The organism is Pseudoxanthomonas sp. YR558 (assembly GCF_900116385.1).
Lineage (GTDB): Bacteria > Pseudomonadota > Gammaproteobacteria > Xanthomonadales > Xanthomonadaceae > Pseudoxanthomonas_A.
Genome location: NZ_FPCI01000002.1, coordinates 865596 through 886190 on the forward strand (window position 1 = coordinate 865596; position 20595 = coordinate 886190).

21 protein-coding genes are annotated in these 20595 nt (G+C 67.2%); 11 read left to right on the top strand and 10 right to left on the bottom strand.

Annotated features, from left to right (window positions below):
* The first annotated feature begins 179 nt into the window (after positions 1-179).
* On the top strand, positions 180-1553 hold the full coding sequence (locus BM365_RS15650; protein ID WP_093490409.1) for an MBL fold metallo-hydrolase RNA specificity domain-containing protein: 1374 nt from the start codon (positions 180-182) through the stop codon (positions 1551-1553).
* A 22-nt stretch (positions 1554-1575) separates the two neighbouring features.
* Here the strand turns inward: BM365_RS15650 and BM365_RS15655 are convergent, their stop codons facing one another.
* The 7 genes from BM365_RS15655 to trxA all read right to left on the bottom strand — a co-directional run bounded on the left by BM365_RS15655 (position 1576) and on the right by trxA (position 9039).
* Positions 1576-3285, bottom strand: coding sequence for a CHASE2 domain-containing protein (locus tag BM365_RS15655; RefSeq protein WP_093490410.1), 1710 nt, complete (start codon positions 3283-3285; stop codon positions 1576-1578).
* Positions 3282-4883: a FecR domain-containing protein gene (locus tag BM365_RS15660; RefSeq protein ID WP_158253492.1), complete on the bottom strand. Its 1602-nt coding sequence runs from the start codon at positions 4881-4883 to the stop codon at positions 3282-3284. The genes BM365_RS15655 and BM365_RS15660 overlap by 4 nt, the downstream gene beginning before the upstream one ends.
* Before the next feature lie 173 nt (positions 4884-5056).
* Complete coding sequence (locus BM365_RS15665) at positions 5057-6079, bottom strand: serine hydrolase domain-containing protein (RefSeq protein ID WP_093490833.1); 1023 nt, start codon at positions 6077-6079, stop codon at positions 5057-5059.
* 74 nt (positions 6080-6153) lie between these two features.
* Positions 6154-6930, bottom strand: a complete 777-nt coding sequence (locus BM365_RS15670) for a queuosine precursor transporter (RefSeq protein ID WP_093490412.1) — start codon at positions 6928-6930, stop codon at positions 6154-6156.
* 3 nt (positions 6931-6933) lie between these two features.
* The gene (locus BM365_RS15675; protein ID WP_093490413.1) at positions 6934-7605 is read right to left on the bottom strand and encodes a DUF502 domain-containing protein; all 672 of its coding nucleotides are present in this window, start codon (positions 7603-7605) and stop codon (positions 6934-6936) included.
* A gap of 72 nt (positions 7606-7677) precedes the next feature.
* Positions 7678-8142 (bottom strand): DUF4442 domain-containing protein, encoded by a 465-nt coding sequence (locus BM365_RS15680; RefSeq protein ID WP_093490414.1) that lies wholly within the window; start codon positions 8140-8142, stop codon positions 7678-7680.
* Positions 8143-8184: 42 nt separating this feature from the next.
* Complete coding sequence (trxA, locus tag BM365_RS15685) at positions 8185-9039, bottom strand: thioredoxin (RefSeq protein WP_093490415.1); 855 nt, start codon at positions 9037-9039, stop codon at positions 8185-8187.
* Positions 9040-9178: 139 nt separating this feature from the next.
* On the opposite strand from trxA, the gene BM365_RS15690 reads away from it, so the two are divergent.
* From BM365_RS15690 to BM365_RS15705, 4 genes are all read left to right on the top strand, one after another.
* A complete protein-coding gene (locus BM365_RS15690) occupies positions 9179-9817 on the top strand; it encodes a hypothetical protein (RefSeq protein WP_093490416.1) in 639 nt (212 codons plus the stop codon).
* Positions 9818-9828: 11 nt separating this feature from the next.
* Positions 9829-10032 carry a helix-turn-helix transcriptional regulator gene (locus BM365_RS15695; RefSeq protein WP_199186258.1) on the top strand — a complete coding sequence of 68 codons (204 nt, stop codon included), beginning with the start codon at positions 9829-9831 and terminating at the stop codon, positions 10030-10032.
* Between the two features lie 72 nt (positions 10033-10104).
* Positions 10105-10695 (top strand): hypothetical protein, encoded by a 591-nt coding sequence (locus BM365_RS15700; RefSeq protein ID WP_093490418.1) that lies wholly within the window; start codon positions 10105-10107, stop codon positions 10693-10695.
* An 81-nt stretch (positions 10696-10776) separates the two neighbouring features.
* Entirely contained in the window at positions 10777-11373 is a 597-nt protein-coding gene (locus BM365_RS15705; protein ID WP_093490419.1) for a DUF998 domain-containing protein, read from the top strand.
* Positions 11374-11397: 24 nt separating this feature from the next.
* Here BM365_RS15705 and BM365_RS15710 read toward each other — a convergent pair whose 3' ends face one another.
* Positions 11398-12708 (bottom strand): metal-dependent hydrolase family protein, encoded by a 1311-nt coding sequence (locus tag BM365_RS15710; protein ID WP_093490420.1) that lies wholly within the window; start codon positions 12706-12708, stop codon positions 11398-11400.
* Positions 12709-12814: 106 nt separating this feature from the next.
* Here BM365_RS15710 and leuS point away from each other — a divergent pair, with 106 nt between their 5' ends.
* The 6 genes from leuS to rlmH all read left to right on the top strand — a co-directional run bounded on the left by leuS (position 12815) and on the right by rlmH (position 18802).
* Positions 12815-15448 (top strand): leucine--tRNA ligase, encoded by a 2634-nt coding sequence (leuS, locus tag BM365_RS15715; RefSeq protein WP_093490421.1) that lies wholly within the window; start codon positions 12815-12817, stop codon positions 15446-15448.
* A gap of 90 nt (positions 15449-15538) precedes the next feature.
* Positions 15539-16084 (top strand): LPS-assembly lipoprotein LptE, encoded by a 546-nt coding sequence (gene lptE, locus BM365_RS15720; protein ID WP_093490422.1) that lies wholly within the window; start codon positions 15539-15541, stop codon positions 16082-16084.
* A complete protein-coding gene (gene holA, locus BM365_RS15725) occupies positions 16084-17118 on the top strand; it encodes a DNA polymerase III subunit delta (RefSeq protein ID WP_093490423.1) in 1035 nt (344 codons plus the stop codon). The genes lptE and holA overlap by 1 nt, the downstream gene beginning before the upstream one ends.
* 12 nt (positions 17119-17130) lie before the next feature.
* On the top strand, positions 17131-17808 hold the full coding sequence (nadD, locus tag BM365_RS15730; RefSeq protein ID WP_093490424.1) for a nicotinate-nucleotide adenylyltransferase: 678 nt from the start codon (positions 17131-17133) through the stop codon (positions 17806-17808).
* A gap of 31 nt (positions 17809-17839) precedes the next feature.
* The gene (gene rsfS, locus BM365_RS15735; RefSeq protein ID WP_093490425.1) at positions 17840-18256 is read left to right on the top strand and encodes a ribosome silencing factor; all 417 of its coding nucleotides are present in this window, start codon (positions 17840-17842) and stop codon (positions 18254-18256) included.
* A 75-nt stretch (positions 18257-18331) separates the two neighbouring features.
* On the top strand, positions 18332-18802 hold the full coding sequence (gene rlmH, locus BM365_RS15740; protein WP_056878290.1) for a 23S rRNA (pseudouridine(1915)-N(3))-methyltransferase RlmH: 471 nt from the start codon (positions 18332-18334) through the stop codon (positions 18800-18802).
* A 62-nt stretch (positions 18803-18864) separates the two neighbouring features.
* On the opposite strand, the gene BM365_RS15745 is transcribed toward rlmH, so the two are convergent.
* Positions 18865-19524, bottom strand: a complete 660-nt coding sequence (locus BM365_RS15745) for an energy transducer TonB (RefSeq protein ID WP_093490426.1) — start codon at positions 19522-19524, stop codon at positions 18865-18867.
* A 207-nt stretch (positions 19525-19731) separates the two neighbouring features.
* A complete protein-coding gene (locus BM365_RS15750) occupies positions 19732-20475 on the bottom strand; it encodes an SIMPL domain-containing protein (RefSeq protein ID WP_093490427.1) in 744 nt (247 codons plus the stop codon).
* Positions 20476-20595 lie beyond the last annotated feature (120 nt).

A 20595-nucleotide genomic window follows, 5' to 3' on the forward strand; every position in this document is an offset into this window, starting at 1 on the left:
GCGGGGACTCTACGCCTGCCCGCATAAGGGCAGGTGTGTCGAAGGTCATGGGTGGCACCACGGAAACCGGTGGTAGGCGCATCGCCTTCAGCCTCGCGCCATCGGCGGTGCAAAAACGGCCGATTTCGCCCCCTGGCAGGCGGCATACTCATCGGCCTCAGGCAGAGGAGGGCATCCCCATGCAGGTTCATTTCCATGGCGCGGCCGGCGAGGTCACCGGCTCGATGCACCTGGTCGAAGCGGCAGGCAAGCGCGTGCTGCTGGATTGCGGCTTGATCCAGGGCAGTCGGGAGGCGGAGGCGCGCAACGCAGAGCCGTTCCCCTTCGGTCCGTCGACGCTTGATGCGCTGGTGCTCAGCCACGCCCACATCGATCACATCGGGCGCGTGCCGCTGCTGGTGAAGCGCGGGTTCCGCGGACCGATCTATACCCAGCAGGCCAGCGCCGAGCTGATGCGGATCATGCTGATGGATGCGGCCTCGCTCTCCGAATCGGAGGCCGAGCGCGCCAATCGACATCTTCGGAAGGGACAAATCCCGGCCGAACCCCTGTTCGCCGACGACGACGTGCAGCAGGCGATGCAGCAGGTGCAGCCACTGCCTTACGACACGCGCACGACGATCGTGCCAGGCGTGGATATCGCCTTGCGCGATGCGGGCCATATCCTGGGTTCGGCAATCGTCGAACTCTGGGCCGACGGCCGCAAGCTGGTGTTCTCGGGAGACCTCGGCCCGAAAGGGACGCCGATCCTGCGCGACCCCGCCGTGGTGCGCCAGGCGGATCTTCTGCTGATGGAATCCACCTACGGCGACCGCAACCATCGCGACCGCCCGGAGACCGTGCGCGAACTGGGCGACATCTTCGAACACGCTTGGCGCGATCGCGGCAATGTGCTCATCCCTGCGTTCGCGGTAGGACGCACGCAGGAACTGCTGTACTGGTTCGCACGCAACTGGGATGCGTGGAAGCTCGAGCGCTGGCGGATATTCCTCGACAGTCCGATGGCCGCCAAGGTGGTGAACGTCTACGCGCGCCACCATGGCCTGTTCGACGAAGATGCGCGCCGGGTGTGGTCGCAGTCGCCGAACCCGTTCCGGCTGCCGAACCTGCATGTCGCGGAAACCACACAGCAATCGATGGCGATCAACCAGGTCGAGAACGGCGCGATCATCATCGCCGGCTCCGGCATGGCCAATGGGGGACGCATCCAGCATCACCTGCGTTACAACCTAGGACGCCGCAATGCGCACGTGGTGTTCGTCGGTTACCAAGCCGAAGGCACGCTGGGTCGGCGGTTGGTGGATGGCGCGGCGTGGGCCCGCATCCATGGTCGCGACTATCGCGTCAATGCGCAGCGCCACACGGTGGGTGGGCTGTCCGCGCACACCGATCAGCATGGGTTGATGGAATGGTACGGCCAGTTCCAACCCTCGCCACCGCTCGTGCTGGTGCACGGCGAAGACAAAGCCCGCGAAGCGCTCGCCGGCGAGATAGGCGAGCGGCATGGGGCGACGGTGGAGCTGGCGCGTCCGGGAATGACGGTCGACGTTTGAGGTGACCGGGGGGCCGCGGCCCCTAAACGCGCGTGGCGGAAATGCCGACGGGTTCGTGTTCGCCGGTATGGCTGAAGCTGCGGTTACGGCCGGTTTGCTTGGCGCGATACAACGCGGCGTCGGCGCGGTCGAATACGTCCTCCGGGCCGAGGTCGTCCCCGGACTGGAAGGTGTGAATGCCGATGCTGGCGGTGAACGGCGGTGATGCGCTCGCATTCGCGCCATGCGGCTTGCGGCCAAGGTTGGCGAGGTCCACATGGATCGTGGTGGCGATGGTCGCTGCCGCCTGCGCCGAGGTTTCCGGCAGCAGCACGGCGAATTCATCCCCGCCCAGGCGCGCGACCAGATCGCGCGGGCGCCGCGCGCGGCTGCGCAACACGCGGCCCAGCGCCTTCAATGCCGCGTCGCCCACGGTATGCCCTTGGCTGTCGTTGAGCTGCTTGAAGTGATCGATATCCATCACCAGCAGCGACAGCGGCTGGCCGCTGCGGCGCGCGACGCGCAATTCCTGATCCAACGCCTGATCGAAGCGCGAGCGGTTGGCCAAGCCGGTCAGCGCATCGGACTGGGCCTGTTTGTGAGTGCGACGCAGCAGCCGATAGATCCACAGCGACGCGCCCAGCGCGAGCACGAGCAGCGCCGGAACCGGCGAGAACCATGCGTGTCCGTAGCGCAGTAGCACCACCGACAGCACCACCGCACCGGCCATCGTCATCACGGTAGGCAACCACACTCGACGCAGGCCAGGCAGTGCGGACAGCAGCAGCGGCAGCGCCGCGAGCAATGCGGACAGCAGCGCCTGCCACCCTTCGCCCAACGGCGTGATGGCGGCATCTTTCAACAGCATGTTCAGCAGATTGGCCTGATAGTCCGCCCCGCTCATGCCGGCATTGAGCGGCTGCCCCGGCGCGCGCGCGTACTGGCCCATGCCGGTTGCATTCACGCCCACGACGATCCAGTTGCCCCGTAATGTCGAGGGGGGAATGCGCTGGTTGAGCACGTCCGTGTAGGACACGTGCCGGAACGCATTGGGCGGTGAAGCGAAGGGAATGCGCACTTCATGGTCGCGCACCCAGTCGTCCTGGGCGGGGGCGGGTGCGTCCGTCGTCACCAGGCGCCGGCCCGGCAGCTCCGGTGCGCCGCCGTTGGGCTGATCGAGCTGCAACAGCGCCAGGGCCAGGGCAGGCCAATGCGGCGACCCCAGGCCGGCACGCAGGTACACGCTGCGCGCCACACCGTCTTCGTCGAGCACCATCTCCGCGTGGCCCAGCGAGGCGGCCGAGGCCGCGAACTCCGGGATCGGCATCAGTTCCACGCTGGCGCCGTTGCGCTGGACGGGCTCGGCGAGCACTGGCAGCACTACACGGCCGCTGCGACTGATCGCGCGCGCCAACAGCGCATCCCCCTCGGGATCGAAGAGCGCGGGTTCCGACAGCAGGATGTTGAAGGCAATGCCCTTGGTCTCCGCCAGGCGCAAGCGATCGACCAGTTGCGCATGCACGCGGCGCGACCACGGCCAGCGGCCTAGTTCGGCCAGGCTCTTCTGGTCGATGTCGACCACGACGATGCGCGGGTCGGCCTCCGGTGCGGCACCGCGCACCAGCCGGTCATACACCCAGGCATCCGGTGTGGCCGTCAGGCCCGACAATGTCACCAGCACCGCGAGCGCAGCCGCACCCACCGCCGTCAGCAGGCGGGGTTTCCACTTCGGCGCGGGCGCAGGGGTACTCACAGGGCGAGCAGTATGAGCAACGCCCCCGCCCCAGCGCCAATCTTGCAGAGGCGGCAGGGTACTTCGACCACTTGAGGACGGGGGAAGGGACCCTCGAAGCCGTCCGCGTCGATGGTCTGGGCACGGAGGTACCAGGTGCCGCTACGCAGGCGGGGCAGGGTGATTTCGGCCTCGCTGACGGTCTCATCCACGGTCACTTCCCGGAAATCCGCGGTCCGCGACATCTGGAAGCGGTAGCGCTGCCCCGGCTGGCCTGCGGGCCAGCGGAACGTCACGTGCCGTCTGTCCCCGGCTTCTGCGGCACTGCCGTCGATAGAGGTGACCTCGGCCAGCGGGCGCAGGGTGAAGGCGACCGCGTCCCCGAACGGCCCCGTCCTGCCGACGCGGTCCACGCTGCGGATACGCCAGATGTAATCGCCCGGCGGCAATTGCGGCAGCGCGGCCGACGTGGCGTCTTTCACGCGGGCGTGCGCGATCGGCTGCGAGAAGCCAGTGGCGCCCGCCACCTCGTAGTCGTAGGCCGCCGCGCCGGGGGCTTGGGTCCAGCTCAACGCAACGTCGGGAGTGCGCACGACGCTGGCCGCCACCGGCGCGATCGAATAGGGCGCTTGTAGCAATCCGTCCACCTGCAGTTGCGCCACCGCGTCGCGGCCTTCCAGCCCGCGGGCGTCGATCGCGCGCACACGCACGTGGTAACGGCCTTCCTCGAGCGGCGGCAGCGTGTAGCCGGGCGTGTCGACCAAGGAGTCCACTTGCAGGCTGTCGAAACGCACGTGTTCGCTAATCTGGACGCGGTACTGCTGCGCACCCGCCACGGCCGGCCAGGTCAGCGGTGCGCGCGTCACCTGCGGGGCGGGCACGAGCCCGGACAGGTCCGGCGCAGCCAGAAGGGCAACCGGTGTCACCGCGGCCTGATCGGGCGCCACCACGGCGCCGTATCCGCGTTGCACCAAAGCACGCTTCGCACCGGCGCTGACCGCCACCCGTCCTTCCAGTACTTCGGTCTGTGTGCCTGTCGCATCGGCCTCCACGCGGAAGCGGGTACCACGCACGGCGGACGATGCGCTGGGCGTATCGACGATGAAGTTCGCGGCGGGACCGCGCAGGTGGCGTACATCGTTGCCGATGCGTCCGCGCTGCAGGCGCAGGCGCGTGTCGGCGATGCCGGAACGACCAAGCCGCGTCAGTCGCTCCAACAGCAACTCGCTGTCGCCAAGCAGCAGCAGGCGAGAGCCGTCGGCGAACTGCAGGCTGAGGGTCGCTTCAGGCGAGGTTTTCACGACGGCGCCGCTGCCAAGCGACATGCCTGCCGTCACCGGCGCCGCGCGGCCAGACGAGGTTTGCGACTGGGCGTCGCCGCGCACCGCCACCACCTTGGCGCGCGCAGGTTGGCGATGCAGCCACTGCACGGGAATGCGCAACGTGCTGCCTGGCGCAAGTTGGTAGGGGTCGGCGACGCGGTTGTGTTCCTGCAAGCGCTGCCAAGGCACGGACGGCGTCAGGTATTCGCCAGCGACATCCCACAGCGTGTCGCCCGGACGGACGCGATATGTCCATTCCTGGGCTTTTGCCGGGCACACCAGGGCAAGCAGGAGCACAAGCCCCCACCCTTGCCATCCGATCCGTTGGATCGCTTCCCTCTGCATTGATGTCCCCCGCTGTCACAAAAGTGTTGCGTTGGTCACAATTATAGAAGAAACGCCGTACGCGACTGGCCGGCAAACGGCCTTTCTCACGTCACATTAGCTCTGATCGTGTCAGCCGTCCCATGTCAGGGCGTCGCGCCCCACAGCGCCGCGATCCGGCGTGCCAGCGAATAGGGCTCAGGTTCGTTCCGATTGGTCAGCACGATCACCGTCAAACGGCGATCGGGAAAGCGCAGCAGCACGTTGCGGAAACCAATGCTCTCGCCCGAATGCCACTGCATTCGGCCCTGTAGTCGCCATCCGAAACCGTAATGCGCTACGTCCGTCTCCGGGGTCGACGTGCTGGGGCGCACTGCCAAGGCCCGCGAGGAAGAGGAGAGCAGGCGATCGTCGTACCAGGCAGCGTCCCACCGCGCCAGGTCGATCAGCGAGGAATAGATGCCGCCATCGCCGAGCACCGCGCTGGTTGTGCTCTGATCGGTGCGCTGCCATCGCCCCTGCAACAAGCTGTAACCGTAAGCGCGCGATGCGACGGCGGGGCCCACGTCTTCGCGCGCAAGCGTCTGCGTCATGCCGAGCGGCAAGAACACGCGTGCCTGCAGGAACTCGGCGTAACGCTTGCCGGATGCCCGTTCCACCACCAGTGCCAGCAATGCGTAGCCGCTGTTGCTGTAGCGGTAGTCGCTGCCGGGAGCGAAGTAGAGGCGTTCCGGGCGCTCGAGCAGGCGCAGGACATCGGCGTCGTGCACTTGCGCCGTCTGGCCTTCCGGAACGAGGTCTTCGTAATCGATCAGGCCCGAGGTGTGGCTCAACAGGTGGCGCAGGGTCACGGCGTCCGCGGACGAGGGCAAGGAGGGCAGCCACCGGCGAATGGGGTCGTCGAGGGTGAGGGCGCCATCTTCCTCGAGCAGCAGTACACATGCGGCAGTGAACTGCTTGCTGATGGAAGCGAGCCGATATTGCGTGGCCGGCGAGGCGACGCGGCCGGTCTCACGATCGGCCATGCCGTAGCTGCGTTCGAACGCAGGCTTCCCGTCCTCCAGCACCAGCACGGATGCCCCTGGCGCGTCGCCGCTGTACTCCTGCATCCATGCGTCGATCGTGGTGTCGCGCGATACGGCGCTTGCCTCTCCCATCGCCATGATCATCGCTCCCAGCATCCAGATCGTTTTCATTGGCCATCCCGTGATGGAACGAAGGACGCCTAGCCTACCTGCGGGCGTCAATCCGTCGAAGCTTCCTCACGCAGCGCCTGTTCGCGCTCCCTGCCCAGATAGAGGCGGATGCCGTGGCGCATCAGATACAGCAGCGGGATCAGCGCGATCGCCGCGAGCATTTTGTACGCGTAGTTCACCGTGCTGACCGCCAGGAACAGCGACGTGGGCCACTTCTGCGGTCCCAGCACGAAGGCGATGTAGATCACCACGAAACTGTCCACCAGTTGAGAGATCGCAGTGGAGCCTGTGGCGCGCAACCACACCCAGCGTTCGCCGGTGGCTTCGCGGATCCGGTGGAACACTGAGACGTCGATCAACTGGCCAACCAGGAAGGCCACCACCGAGCCGGCGATTGTCCACATGCCCTGGCCGAAGATCGCGGCGAACGCCTTCTGGTAGTCCGGTACGCCCTGCGCCTGTGCCGCTTCCACCCACCAGCCTGCCGGCGCCAGCGCGATGGCAGCGAAGGCGAACAAGAAGCCGTAGACGATCAGCGCTACCGCCAGCCATGAGATGAAGCGCACGCCGCGCTTGCCGAAGAACTCGTTGATGGTGTCGGTCAGGATGAACACGAACGGCCACAGCAGTGTGCCGGCGGTGAAACTGAGCGAGCCCGTCTGGCCGAACAGGTTCCATTCCAGCGGCGCGATGCCGAGCGTGTCTTCCAACGCGAAGATCTTGACGCCGATGAATTCGGCCAGCACTGCGTTCGCGCAGAACACCGCCGCCAGCACGATGAAGAGGCGGACCGCGCGATCATCCAGCGTGCGCGGTGCGTTCATCGGTCAGCGTTCCCCGGCGCGGGTGAAGGGCATGGTTTCCGGCGCGACGGCACCGCCGGAGATGATGAAGCTCATCGCCTGGTCCACGGTCCAGTCGGTGGGTGTGAGCAGTTCGACGGGGACGATTTCAAGGTAGCCTGAGGTCGGATTCGGCGTGGTCGGAACGTAGACCGCCGCCAATTCGCGGCCACTGCCTTCCTCGCGGATCACGCGCGTCACCAGGCCAACCGATTTCATGTCCCGGTGCGGGAAGTCGATCAGCACAACCCGCTGCGTGCTACCCGGCTTGGTCTCGAGCATGTCCAGCAGCTTGCGCGCGCTGGTGTAGATGACGTTCGCCAGCGGTACCCGTGCGATCAGCGCCTCGAACCAGCTCAGCAACCGTTGGCCGACGACGCGACGCGTGAGCGCGCCGACCGCGAGGATCACGAACAGCGTGGCCACCATCGCGATGGTGTTCTGCACCCACAAACCATTGAACCAGCCCAGCGACTGCGGGAACGTCGCCGCGATCCGGTGCGACAGCGGCTCCACCCACGGCTTGCTGATGTCCGAGAGCAGGACGAAGACGAACTTGACGACGACCCAGGTCAGCCAGATGGGCAGCAGGGTGAGCAAGCCGGTGATGAAGAGCTTCTGCACCGAGGCGCGGTGCTGCGGATGGTCGGGGGGCATGGGCCTATTGTAGGCCGCCACACGGTTGGGACTGTAGCGCCATCCGTGGAACGCCGTGACGCCGTCCGGGGCTCATCCGGTCGTCGTGCGCGCCTCGGGCTTCAGACGCACGTAGATCTGCTTGCGTACCCGGGCGACGACTTCGTTCTGGGCATTGAAGACGTCCGCGGGCATCCAGCGCAGGTGCTTCTGACCGTTGGCCGCTTCGGCGCGGATCTCCTGCAGCACGCGCTCGTCCAGGCGGAATTCGGCGTGCAGCGTGCCCTTGCCGGGTTTCACGAACTCGATCTCGGCGGCCTTGTCCCAGACGTAGTAGTCCGGCCCCAGGCGCTCCTTGGCCAGGATCATCCAGAACGGATCGGTCATGGCGAACAGGCTGCCGCCGAAATGGGTGCCCACGTAGTTGCGGTTCCAAGGCCGCATGCGCAGTTCGACGCGCGCGAAGCTCCAGTCGTGGGCCATTTCGGTGACATGGATGCCGCTGAGCAGGAACGGCGGCCAGACGTTGAAGATGTGCCGCAGGGTAGAGGGCTTCATGGGTACTGCACGTGCAAGGGTCGGTACGAAGGGTTTCGGTGATCAGAACAGCAGGGAGGACATCTTCCGGCGGTACTGGCTGACGAGGGCGTCGTCCTCGATTACCCGGAACGCGTCGATCAGGCTCTTGCGGGCGAGTCCGTCCTCGTAGGCGCGATCCCGCTTCAGCATCTCGAGGAAGTGTTCGAGGGCCGATTCCGAATCGCCGGCGACCAGCGCATGCACGCCCAACAGGTGGCGTGCGCGCAGGTCGTCCGGATTGGCCTGGACGGCAGTGCGCAGGGCCTCGAGCGACGGCGCGTCCTTCAGCGCCGCAGCGAAGCCCAGTCGCGCACGCGCCTTCACGGCGCGATCGTCGGTGGCCAGATTGGCCGGCAACGCGTCCAGCAGGCGCTCGGCCTCGGGCGCTTCACCGGTCTTCAGCAGTGCGAGGACCAGGTCCAGCTTGAGCTCGTCCTTATCCGGTTCGGCACTGACGGCCTCCCGCAGCGCGGCCACCTGGGCATGAGGATCCAAGGGTGCCGGTTCTTCTTCAGCAGGCGCGCCTTCGGCCGGCATGACGCCATGCGACGCGAGGAACTCCCGCAACTGGCCTTCCGGCAGGGCGCCGGGAAAGCCATCCACGATCTGGCCGCCCTTGACGAGGAACACGGTCGGGACGGACCGGATCTGGAACGCCGCCGCGATCTGCTGCTCCTTGTCGACATCGACCTTGGCCAGTACAAACGCGCCGTTGTACTCGCCCGCCAGCTTCTCGAGGATCGGGCCGAGGGTCTTGCACGGACCGCACCAGGTAGCCCAGAAATCCACCAGCACCGGCACGTCCAGTGACTTGCGCAGGACGTCGGCCTCGAAGGTCTCGGTGGTGGCGTCGAAAACGTGGGGCAGCTCGCTCATCGGGCAGGTTCGTGGCTACAGGGGGTCGCGTTCACATGGTGGCGCGGGCCGCAGGATACAAGGATATGTAAAAAGCATTTGACATTATTCGACTGAAATGTAATGTTTGAGTTACATATTGTCTGGTGGAGTACACGTCATGGCGTGGCAGCGGGGCAGGTGGTTCGGGTTGCTCGTGATTGGGCTGCTCGCGTTCTGGGCGTTGCTGGCCGGTCCATCGACGCTGATGGGGTTCGACCTGGGCAAGGCTGGCACCGCGGCGTTGGTGCTGGTGGCGTGGGCGGCGCTGTACGGCATTTCCCGGATGCCCCAAGGCGAGGCAGAGCGCGGGCTCTCGCCAGGCGAATGGCGGGCATGGATCGGCGTAGCGTTCATGCTGGCGGCGACGGGCTATTTCCTCGCCCACGCGGATGTCTTCGTCGCCGCGCCTTGGCGGGAGAACCCGGATGCTGCGGCCGTGGGCCGCAACCTCGTGCTGTTGCTGGTGGCCTGGAGCGTGCTGTCGGGCGTGCTCGGCGCGCGCTGGAAGGGACGTGTGCAGGAGGACGAGCGCGATCGCGAGATCGAAAAGCAGGCCGCGGGCTGGGGGCGTGGCGCGCTGACCGCCTGCATCGCCGGGCTGGCCCTGATGCTGGCGTTCTCACCGGCCGACCGTCTGGCGTGGGCCACGCATTTCATGATTGCGAACCTGCTGGTGTTCGCGCTGATGTGGGGCTGGCTGTGCGAGTACTTCGCCACGGCGGTGCTGTACTGGCGTGACCGGCGTGGCACCGCATGAGCGGCACTCCCATCGCCAACGACATCCGTCGCTTGCGTTTCGAACATGGCGAAATGACCCAGCAGGCGTTGGCCGATGCCTGTGGAGTGACGCGCCAGACCATCATCGCGCTGGAAGCAGGTCGGTACGCGCCGTCGCTCGAACTGGCCTTCCGCATCGCCCGCGCCTTCGGCGTGGGCGTGGAGGAAGTTTTCCGCTGGCAACCTATGGCATAGGGCGCCAAACAAGGGCTCTGCTAAGGTCGCGCGGCGGCATCGGCCGCATCATCGATCGGACCGGAGGCTGTGATGGGCGTGCGTCGTTTTGTGCTGGGCATGGTGCTGGCGGGGGCCGTGATCGGCCAGGCGCTGGCGAAGGACGAAATCCAGGCATCGGCCGAGGTGAATCCGCCCCCGGCGGAGGCACTCGCCGCGTTCGATCGCTACGAGCTCAGGCCTGCCACGCTCTCGGACGCTTATGCCGGGCACAAGGCCAACCAGGAGGCGCTGGCCTCGTTCCAGCGCAACCTCGACGAACGCGTCGGCGCCTGGGCGGCCCAACGCAACGCAGCGGCGGCCACGCATACGCCAGTCCGCACGCTGGTGGTCGAACCCCGCATCGAGAAGATCCGCTTCATCAGCGGCGGCGCGCGCTTCTGGGCCGGTGCGCTCGCCGGCAGCTCGCGCATCCTGGTGACGATGAAGCTTACCGACGCGGCGACCGGCCAGGTCATCGCCACGCCGGAGTTCTACCAGCACGCGAAGGGCATGGCGGGCGCATGGACCTTCGGCGCGGCGGACAACAGCATGCTGGTGCGCAGTGCCTCGCTCGCGCTGGACTATCTGAAGGACAACCAGGCGACCGCACAGGGCGGCCGGACCGGCTGGGAAAAGGAATGACGCAGCGGCGTTAACATAGACATCCGAGCGGGCAGGCCAAGACGGCTTGCCCGCATTGTTTCCGCCCTACTAGCCTTTCGCATGCCGCCTTTCCTGTCCCGCCTGCTGCCCTGGAACGGCGCGATTGCCGCCTGCGTCTTCATCTTCGCCGTGCTCGGTTTTGGCTCGGCGTTGTCCGGCTATTCCCAGGTCTGGCACCCGGTCGCGGTACTGGGCGCGAAAGGCGTGCCGCACGCGCTCGGCTTCAATCTGCTCGGCTTTGTGCTCACCGGTGTGCTCGCCGCCATCGTGGCCTTGGACCTGCGCCATCGGTTGCCTGCCGACGCGGGTTGGCCCGCCCGCCTGGGTGCGCAATTCCTGCTGTTGTCCGCCTTGGGTTTCATCAGCCTCGGCGTGCTGCCGCTGGACCCGGACGACCTGCACAACAACGCCAGCAGCCTGCACGCGACGGCCTGGCTGCTGTGGTGGGTGGCGTTCGTGCCGGGCGCCATGCTGTTCGCCTTCGGGATGCGGCGGCGGGGTGGTTGGCGTCCCATCGTGGCGGCGAGCGCGGTCGCCGCGATGGTCGTGCTGTTCAGTGCGCTGATCGCGGTTGCGCTGATGCCGGCGGGCATCGCGCAGCGGCTGGGTTACGCCGCGTGGCTGCTTTGGTTGTGCGTGGCGGCCTGGCGACGTTAGTACGCCGTCAGGCCGCGCGGCCGCTCACGGCTGGCGATAGACCGTGCCGTCCTTCATCACGAAGTCGACCTTCAGCACGGCGTTGATGTCCTCCACCGGATTCCCCGGCACGGCGACGATGTCCGCCCGCTTGCCGGCTTCGATCACGCCCTGGTCGTCCACGCCCAGCACCTCCGCCGCACGGATCGTCGCTGCCTGCAGGGCGTAAGCGGCCGGCATCCCGGCTTCGACCATGTAGACGAACTCGCGCGCGTTGTCGCCGTGCGGCCCCACGCCCATGTCTGTGCCGAACGCGATCTTCACGCCGTTGCGGTAGGCCTTGCCCGCGGTTTCCTGGATCAGCGCACCGATGCGCTGGGCCTTCGGCCGCACCACGGCGGGGAAGTAGCCATCGATCTTCGCCTTTTCGGCGACGAAGCGGCCTGCCGAGATCGTCGGTACGTACCAGGTGCCGTGCTGCTTCATCAGCCTCATCACCTCGTCGTCCATGTAGGTGCCGTGCTCGATGCTGGTCACGCCGCCCAGGATGGCGCGCTTCATGCCTTCCTTGCCGTGCGCGTGCGCCGCGACGCGGAAGCCGTAGTCGCGCGCGGTGTCGACGATCGCCTTGACTTCCTCGACGGTGAACTGTGGTGCGTCACCGGACTTGGCGTAGCTCAGGACGCCGCCGGTAGCGGTGATCTTGATGACGTCGCTGCCATCCTTGTAGCGCTGGCGTACGGCTTGGCGGGCGTCGTCGATGGAGTTGATGACGCCTTCGGTGGGCCCCGGCGGGCCCATCAGGTGCGCCAGATGGGTGTTGAAGCCGTTGGTGGGATCGGCGTGGCCGCCGGTGGTGGCGATGGAGGTGCCGGCGGCGAAGATGCGCGGGCCCTTCACGGTGCCCTGGTTCACGGCGTCACGCAGGTGCAGCGTCACCTCACCGCCTAGGTCGCGCACGCTGGTGAAGCCGGCCATCAGCGTCTTCTCGGCGTAGCCCACCGATCGGTAGGCGAAATCCACCGGATCCAGGCGGAATCCCTCCGAATAGCTCTGCGGGCTGGATTCGCCGTCCAGATGGACGTGCAGGTCGGTCCAGCCCGGTGTGCAGGTGTGATCCGCCAGGACGATCGATTCGGCATCGGCCAGCTTGGCGCGGCCGGGGATGACCTCGGCGATTCGGCCGTCGCGGACCAGGATGGTGTGCTCACCCAGGACCTTGCCGCTGCGGGCATCGAACACCCGTTCGCAATGCAGGGCCAGCGTCGCCGGCGCAGCCGGTTCGGCAGCCCTCGCGGTCATGCAGGCGGGCAGGCCGCAAGCGGCCATGGCGAGGGCAAGGACGGTCTTGTTCATCTGGGATCCCCTGTTTCGACCCCGTCATGCTAACCGGTGGCATGGCGGGTCATGGTGCGCTGCGGTACCCTTGGCGGCTTTGCCGTAGCCGTCTCCGCACGCCGCCATGTCCACTGCCGCCGAACCCGTTTCCTACGATCCGAAATCCGTCGAGTCCCAGGCCCAGTCCTTCTGGGAGGCCCGGCGCGCCTTCGAGGTCGACGAGCGTTCGGACAAGCCGAAGTACTACTGCCTCTCGATGCTGCCGTACCCGTCCGGTGCGCTGCATATGGGTCATGTGCGCAACTACACGATCGGCGACGTGATCAGCCGCTACAAGCGCATGACCGGCCACAACGTGCTGCAGCCGATGGGCTGGGACGCGTTCGGCCTGCCGGCCGAGAACGCCGCGATCAAGAACAAGACCGCACCGGCCAAGTGGACCTACGCCAACATCGACCACATGCGCAGCCAGCTGAAATCGCTGGGCTACGCGATCGACTGGTCGCGCGAGTTCGCCACCTGCCGGCCGGACTACTACGTGCACGAGCAGCGGATGTTCACGCGCCTGCTGCGCAAGGGCCTGGCTTACCGCAAGAACTCGGTGGTGAACTGGGATCCGGTCGACCAGACCGTGCTGGCCAACGAGCAGGTGATCGATGGCCGCGGCTGGCGCAGCGGCGCTGTGGTCGAGAAGCGCGAGATCCCGCAATGGTTCCTGCGCATCACCGACTACGCGCAGGAGCTGCTGGACGGCCTGGATGACCTGCCGGGCTGGCCCGATGCCGTGAAGACCATGCAGCGCAACTGGATCGGCCGCTCGGAAGGCCTGGAGATCCAGTTCGCCGTGGACGGACACGAGCCGCTGACGGTGTTCACCACGCGCCCGGATACGCTGATGGGCGTGACGTTCGTGTCGATCGCCGGCGAGCATGCGCTGGCGCAGAAGGCCGCCGCATCGAATCCGGCGCTGGCCGCGTTCCTGGCCGAACTCAAACAGGGTGGCGTGTCCGAAGCGGAGCTGGAGACGCAGGAAAAACGCGGCATGGATACCGGCCTGGTGGCCGTGCATCCGATCACCGGCGACAGGATCCCGGTGTGGGTCGCCAACTTCGTGCTGATGGGCTATGGCACCGGCGCGGTGATGGCGGTGCCCGGGCACGACGAACGCGATTTCGAGTTCGCCACCAAGTATGCGTTGCCGATCCGCCAGGTGATCGCGCTGAAGGCGCCGAAGAACGACGAAGAGAAGACCTACGACGCCACCCTGTGGCGCGACTGGTACGGCGACAAGACCCGAGACGATCTGGAGTTGGTCAACTCCGGCGAATTCGATGGCCTGGACTACCGCGGTGCCTTCGAAGCGCTGGCCGAGCGCTTCGAGCGCAAGGGCCAGGGCCAGCGCCGGGTGAACTACCGCCTGCGCGACTGGGGCGTCAGCCGCCAGCGTTACTGGGGCTGCCCGATCCCGGTCATCTACTGCGCTGCCTGCGGCGCCGTGCCCGTGCCGGATTCGGATCTGCCGGTCGTGCTGCCGGAAAACGTCACCCTGGACGGCGTCAAGTCGCCGATCAAGGCCGACCCGGAATGGCGCAAGACGAAGTGTCCGCAGTGCGGTGCCGCCGCCGAGCGCGAGACCGACACCTTCGACACGTTCATGGAATCGAGCTGGTACTACGCACGCTACACCTCGCCCGGCGCGAAGGACATGGTCGACAAGCGCGGCAACTACTGGCTGCCGGTCGACCAGTACATCGGCGGCATCGAGCACGCGATCCTGCACCTGATGTACTTCCGCTTCTACCACAAGCTCCTGCGCGACGCGCGGCTGGTGGACAGCGACGAGCCGGCCACCAACCTGCTGACCCAGGGCATGGTGATCGCCGAGACGTTCTACCGCGACAACGCCGACGGTTCGAAGGACTGGATCAACCCGATCGACGTGGAAGTCCAGCGCGACGACAAGGCGCGCGTGGTCGGCGCCACGCTGAAGGCCGACGGCCTGCCCGTGAAGATCGGCGCCGTCGAGAAGATGTCGAAGTCGAAGAACAACGGCGTCGATCCGCAGTCGATGGTCGACAAGTTCGGCGCGGATACCGTCCGCCTATTCTCGATGTTCGCCGCACCGCCCGAGCAGTCGCTGGAATGGAACGAGGCGGGCGTGGAAGGCATGGCGCGCTTCCTGCGCCGCCTGTGGACGCAGGTGCAGAAGCACGCGGCGGACGGCGCCTCGCCGGCGCTGGATGCCGCCACGCTGACGGCGGACCAGAAAGCGGTCCGTCGCAAGACGCACGAAACCATCGACAAGGTCGGCAACGACTACGGCAAGCGCCACAGCTTCAACACCGCCATCGCGGCGGTGATGGAGTTGTCGAACGCGTTGGGCAAGTTCGACGATGCGACGCCGCAGGGCCGCGCCGTGCGCCAGGAAGCGCTGGAGTCGGCAGTGCTGCTGCTCAATCCGATCACCCCGCACGCCAGCCATGCGTTGTGGCAGGTGCTGGGCCATGCCGAAACGCTGATCGAGGACGAGCCGTTCCCGCAGGTCGACGCCGACGCACTGGTGCGCGACACCGTGACGCTGGCCGTGCAGGTCAACGGCAAGCTGCGCGGCACCATCGACGTGGCCGCGGATACGCCGCGCGACGTGATCGAGTCGCTGGCCAAGGCCGAGCCGAACACGGCCAAGTTCCTGGACGGCCTGGCGATCCGCAAGGTCATCGTGGTGCCGGGCAAGATCGTCAATATCGTCGCGGGCTGAGGATGGGCGCCGGCGGCGCCTTGCCTCCATGTTCACCTGCGGGCGGGCTACGCTATTGCCGCCCATGACGGCCTCGTCCAGACTTCGCCCATGACCCGATTCCGCCTGCCGTTGCTCCTCGCCGCCCTGTTCCTGCTGGCCGGCTGTGGCTTCCACCTGCGCAACCAGATCGCGTTGCCGGCCGACCTGGGGCCGGTCAGGGTGGTGGGCGCAACGACCTCCTACAGCGCGCTGGTCACCAGCCTCTCGCGCGGCCTGCAAGCCGCCGGCGCGACGCTCGCGGCGCCGATCGGCGAAGACGAAGATCCTGCTGCCGGCGAACAGGTCGCCACGCTGCGGATCACGTCCGAACGGTGGGGCGACCTGCCGATCGCGGTCGATCAGTTCGGTCGCGCACAGGAATTCAGCCTGCGCTACGCGGTCGTATTCGCCTTCACGAGGGCGGACGGAACCGACCTGGTGCCACAGCAAGTGGTCGAACTCTCGCGCGACTACGTGTCGCCGCCGCAGGACGCCACCGGCACGACCACCGAGCGCGAAGTGTTGGCCGAAGAGCTGCGCCGCGAGATGGCGGCGTCGATCCTGCGGCGCGTCGATGGCGTGGTGCGTTCCGGCCCGGTAAACACGGCGCCCTGATGGAGCTCAAGCCGGAACAGCTGGCCGCGCGTGGCGCGTCCGAGCCGTTGCATCCGGTCTACCTGATCGCCGGTCCCGAAGTCCTGCGCGTGCTCGAAGCCGCCGACGCGGTGCGGGCCCAGGCGCGCGCGCAGGGTATCGGCGAGCGTGAAGTGTTCGATGCCGACGGTCGCGATTTCGACTGGGGCCAGCTCGATGCCAGTTTCAACGCGCCGAGCCTATTCAGTGCGCGGCGCTTGGTGGAAGTGCGCTTGCCTGGTGGAAAACCGGGCAAGGAGGGCGGCGAGGTCATTTCCGCTTTCTGCGCCAATCCGCCGCCGGACGTGGTGCTGCTGATCACCGCTGGCGAATGGGGCAAGGCCTACCAGGGCAAGTGGAGCGATGCCATCGCGCGGGTCGGCGTGATCGCCGTGGCGTGGGCCATCAAGCCGCACGAGCTGCCGGGCTGGATCGAGAGCCGTTTGCGCAGCAAGGGCCTGCGCGCCGACCGCGACGCCGTGCAGCTGCTGGCCGAGCGCGTCGAAGGCAACCTGCTCGCCGCCGCGCAGGAGATCGACAAGCTCGCGTTGCTCAGCGACGGACAGGTGCTCGACGCCGACCGCATGGAGGCGCTGGTCGCCAACGCAGCGCGCTACGACGTGTTCCGCCTGACCGACGCCGTGCTGGCGGGGCAGGGCGCACAGGTCTCGCGCATCCTCGCGGGCCTGCGCGCCGAAGGGGATGTGGTCGCTGGCCTGATGCCGATGATCGTCAAGGAACTGCTACGCACCGCCACGCTGGCGCGCGTGCAGGCCGGTGGCGGCAATCTCGCCGCCGAGATGAAGGCGCAGGGCATCTGGGAAGCGAAGCAGGCGCCGTTCAAGCGCGCGCTGCAGCGGCATGCCTCGCCCGCGCGCTGGGACCGCTTCGTCGCCGAGGCCTCGAAGATCGATCGCACCGCGAAAGGACGCGGCGAGGGCGATGTCTGGGTGGCGCTGGAGCGCTTGCTGCTGGCCATTGCCGAGGCCAAGGCCGTGCGGTTGTTGGTGGCCTGACGGGCGCGCCGGATGCTGCAGCTCTTCTACGGCGGCACGTTCGACCCCATCCATAACGGACACCTGGCCATCGCGCGCGCCGCGCGCGATGAACTGCGCGTGCCGGTGCGCCTGATGCCCGCCGCGGACCCGCCGCATCGCGCGCCGCCAGGTGCCAGCGCGCAGCAGCGAGCGCACCTGCTCGACCTTGCGGTGGAGGACGAAGCCGGCCTCTGCGTGGACCGGCGTGAGTTGCTCCGGGCCGAACGTATGCCGGAGGCCCGCTCCTACACCGTCGACACGCTGCACGAACTGCGTGCCGAACAGGGCGACGCGGTGCCGCTAGCCCTGTTGATCGGGGCGGACAGCCTGCTGGGCTTGCCGACCTGGCGGGAATGGCATTCGTTGTTCGGCCTGGCGCACTTCGTCGTCGCCGACCGGCCGGGCAGCCCCCTGGATGACGGTTTGCCGGCCGAACTCGCCGATGCACTTTTGTCGCGTTGGACGTCCTCACCCGAAGCGTTGGGCAGTGCGCCGTCCGGCCTGCTGTACCGGCTGAGCCACCCGCTGCAACCGGAATCGGCTACCGAGATCCGCCGCCGGATCGCGACGGGGGACGCCTGGCGACACCTGGTCCCCGGGCGCGTGGCGGTCGCCATCGCCGACGAAAGGCTCTACCTGGAACGGGCCGCCACGCCGGGTCCGCTATAATCCCGTCCGTACCTCCGGAGCCACCAAGCCTTTGTCCAGCCAAGCCCACGTCATCAAGACCCGCCTGCCCAGCCCGCCCCCGGCCCTGCCGGACCTGCTCGCCACGGTGCACGCCGCGGTCCAGGAGCTGAAAGCCAAGGATGTCGTCGAGATCGACGTGCGCGGCAAGTCCAGCGTCGCCGACTACCTCGTCATCGCCTCCGGCACGTCGACGCGCCACGTGAAGTCGATCGCCGACGAAGTGGTGAAGTTCGCCAAGAAGCTGGACGTCATGCCGCTGGGCGTGGAAGGCGAGCGTGAGGCCGAATGGGTGCTCGTGGACCTGGGCGACGTCATCGTCCACGTCATGCTGCCCCGCGTGCGCGAGTTCTACGCGCTGGAGCGCCTGTGGACGGTCGGCGACCAGCCACCGGAAGACATCGAGACCGCCGACGAATCGCGTCTCTGAGCGATTCCTCCGGATCTCGTAGCGAAGGCGCCGGAGGGCGCCTTCGTCGTTTCCGGCGCCCGCTATCATGACGCGATGAAATGCCGTCTCATCGCTACCGGCGAGCGCGCGCCCAGTTGGGTCGCCCAAGGCTTCGCCGAATACCAGAAGCGGTTGTCGCACTGGCTGCCGTTCGAGCTTGTCGAGATCGAGCCGGGACTTCGCGGCAAAGGCCGCGACCCGCAGCGCGCGATCGAGGACGAAGGCAAACGCGTGCTCGCGGCGCTGCCGAAGAACGCGCACATCGTTGCGCTGGAAGTCACCGGTAAACCTTATTCGTCGGAACAGCTCGCGCAGCGACTGGAACACTGGCGCACGCTGGGGCGCGACATCGCGCTGCTGATCGGCGGGCCTGAAGGCCATGCGCCCGATGTGGTCGCCGCGGCACACGAGAAGTGGTCGCTCAGTCCGCTGACGCTGCCGCACATGCTGGTGCGGCTGGTGGTGGCCGAACAGGTATATCGCGCGGCCGCCATGCTCGCCAACCATCCTTACCACCGCGCCTGAATCCATCGGCGCAAATAGAAAGCCCGCCTTCCGGCGGGCTTTCTGCTTTCACATGCGACGCATCACTGCAGGCTGAAAGCGATCGGCACCAGGCCGTAGGCCTGCACCGCCTGCCCGTTCTGCATGGCGGGCTTGAAACGCCAGGTCTTCAGCACGTGCTGGAGCGCCGCCTTGTCCAGGTTGCGGTTGCCGCTGCTGCTCTCGACCGTCACGCTGACGGGCGAGCCATCGACATCGACGAGCACGCGCAGCATCACCGTGCCCTGCACGCCGTTGCGCAGTTCGTTGATCGGGTATCGGGGCGAGGTGGCACGGACGTATTCCAGCGTCGCCGAGGGCAGTGGGCCAGTGACGACGGGGCCGGCGATGTCGCCGGCGTCGACCACCGCATGCTCGACGGCGGGCAGGTTGCCGCCTTCGACGATCACGGGGGTATCGACGACTGGCGTGATCGTGGTGGGCGTCGGCGTGACCACCGGCTTCGGCTCGACGCGTTTGACGATCTGCTGCTCCTTGATCTCGACGACCTCGGGCGGGGGCGGATCCTTCTCGATCCACCGGACCACGGGTTTGGGATCTGCCACGGCCTGCAACTGCGGCGCGGCCATGGGGGCGAGCAACATCAGGAGGGCGACCGCGTGGACCGCGATGGCGGCGGCGAAGGCGGCAATGCGACCGAAATCGATGCGGTTGTCGGAACCGTGGGGTAGTGCGCGAACCATGATCCACCTCCTGAGGGCTGTGAACGGAACAACGCTCGGCCGCGAAGAGTGGGGTTGCAACGTCCCCGCGCCGCAAGCCCAGACTGTACTCCGCCGCACGTTGGCTGCAAGAGGGGAGGGCTTCGACCTTGGGCGTAGGCCGGGGGACCCACCGCCAACGCAAACGGCGCCCCGGAGGGCGCCGTCTGGGGTGTTGCGTGACCGGGCTTACTTGCCCAGTTCGAACACTACGTCCAGGTTGACCGAGACCGTGGTTTCGCCCGGCGAGACCGGCGGCGCGCCGCCGGCGTCGCGGGCCTCCATCTTGGCCATCGCCATCATCGGGACCGGACGGAAGCCGCCATTGCCCTCGGAAATGCTGACGATCCGGCGCACTTTCAGGCCCAGCGACTTCGCATAGGTCTCGGCGCGGCCCTGGGCCTTCTTCAGCGCGGCCAAGCGGGCCTCGTCGTAGACCGGTTCCGGGTTGTCGATCTCGAAGCTCGGGCCGTTGATCTGGTTGGCGCCCACACCGGCCAGCGCATCCAGCACCTTGCCCAGCTTGGCGATGTCGCGGACCTTCACGCTGACCGTGTTGTTGGCCTGGTAGCCGGTGATCTTCGGGGCCTCGTTCTCGGCGTAGCGGTACTGCGGGTTGAGACTGATCCCGCTGGTCTGCACGTCCTTGTCGGCGATGCCGGCGGCCTTGATGGCCGCGACCACCTTCGCCATCTGCTCGCTGTTCTGGCGCATGGCGGTATTGCCGTCCACGGCCTGGGTGACGACGCCAGCGGAGATCGTGGCGATGTCCGGCACGCGCGACGCCTCGGCCTGCGCCGACACGTTGAGCAGGGTGCCGTCGGACGGGATCGCGTAGGCGGGGGCGGTCTGGGCGTGGCTGGTCATGGCGGCAGTGGTTCCCAGGGACAGGGTGAGGGCGAGCAGCAGCGGGCGGATCAGGGGCAGACGCATGGGATCTCCTTTTCGTGATTCGGGTGATGGAGCACCCGGTCGTCGTCGACGCGCAAGGGTGTTCACGATGACATGAACGGGTCGTGATCTACGGCAGGGTTAGGCATGGCGGCCCCGCAT